The sequence below is a fragment of the Streptomyces sp. NPDC006544 genome (assembly GCF_040611715.1).
In the GTDB taxonomy this organism is placed as follows: domain Bacteria; phylum Actinomycetota; class Actinomycetes; order Streptomycetales; family Streptomycetaceae; genus Streptomyces.
This window is the reverse complement of the sequence record NZ_JBEXOV010000226.1, coordinates 1-1,401: the sequence shown is the minus strand read 5'-3', so window position 1 is coordinate 1,401 and position 1,401 is coordinate 1. Positions and strand designations below refer to the sequence as shown.

The 1,401-nt window shown below is 67.2% G+C and carries 1 protein-coding gene; it reads left to right on the top strand.

What is annotated here, in order from left to right:
- The coding region (locus ABZY44_RS37700; RefSeq protein ID WP_356662071.1) for an IS4 family transposase at nt 1-1,207 on the top strand (1,207 nt) is incomplete at its 5' end.
- Nucleotides 1,208-1,401: the final 194 nt, after the last annotated feature.

The following is a 1,401-nucleotide window of genomic DNA, read 5'->3' as shown; positions in this document are numbered from 1 at the left end:
CCAATGCCGTTGCTTTTGGGGCGGGGTGGGCGTTGAGCCGTTCGTGTTGGTGTCGCGTCTGGAGCGGCTGGGGCTTGGGATCTTGACCCGGTCGTGTCCGCCTGAGCTGGTGGACCGGGTCGTTGGTGAAGCGGGGCGCGGGGAGAAGCGTCGCCGTCTGCTGTCGGCGCGGTTCACCGTGTACTTCGTCCTCGCGTTGTGCCTGTTCCCGCGGGTCGACTACCTCGAGGTCCTACGGCTGCTCAAAGCGGGCGAGTCGGGGTTGCGGGAGTGGCCCGGAGTGAACAAGTCGTCGCTGACCAGAGCTCGGCAACGGCTGGGGTGGCAGGTGATGCGCGACCTGCACCGGGCTGTCGTCCGTCCGCTGGGCCAGGACAGCGACCTCTTTCGAGGTCTGCGTGTACTGGCCCTGGACGGGATGCTGCTGGCAGTCCCTGACGCTGCCGGAAACCGGGAGACTTTCGGTAAGTCGGGCTCACAGCGCAGTCCGTTGGGCTATCCCATGGCACGGGTGGTCGCCATCGCGGAATGCTCGTCCCATACGGTGCTGGACGCGGCGATCGGCGGATGGAAGGACTCCGAGCGGATCGTCTCCGACGAACTCGACCGGCATGCCGGCAAGGGAACTCTGCTTCTGGCCGACCGGGGGCTGTGGGGATTGGCCAGGTGGCACCGCCTGCGCGAGCAGGGTGCCCACCTGCTGTGGCGGATCGAGCAGCGCAAGGCCCGCCGGGTTCAGGACGTCCTGGCCGACGGAAGCTATCTGGCCCGCATCGAGCCGAGCAAGCACAGCAAGGCGGCCGGGACGCTGAAGGCCCCGCCGGCGGTGGTCCGGGTGATCGAGTACCGGATCGACGGGCGGGCTGAAGTGGTCCGGCTCATCACAAGCCTGCTGGACTACGAGAAGTACCCGGCTGAGGAACTCGCGGCCCTCTATGCACGGCGGTGGGAGGTCGAGTTGGTCTTCGACGAGATCAAAACTCACCAGCGGGACAGGCCGGTCCTCAGGTCGCAGACACCGGACGGGGTGCGGCAGGAGATATTCGCCCACCTCATCGTCCACCACGCGACCCGAGAGCTCCTGGGTGAGGCGGCTCGCCTCACCCAGGGTCCTGCCGAGCGGACGTCATTCATCCGGGCACTGCACGTCGTCCGCCGTTCGGTGATCGCACCGTCCGGCTTTTCCCCCCTCGGCCCGACGACGTGACCGCCGGCTCGGCCTCGCCGAGATCGCGGCTGCCCTGCTGCCGCCACGACGCTCACGCGACTGCCCACGAAGAATCAAGTCGTGCATCACGCACTTCGCCAGCAAAGTGCCTGGTGAGCCGGCCAGCAGCCGACGAGCCCCAGTCATGGTCACACTGCACTACCGATGGCACGACCATTAATGCAACGGCATTG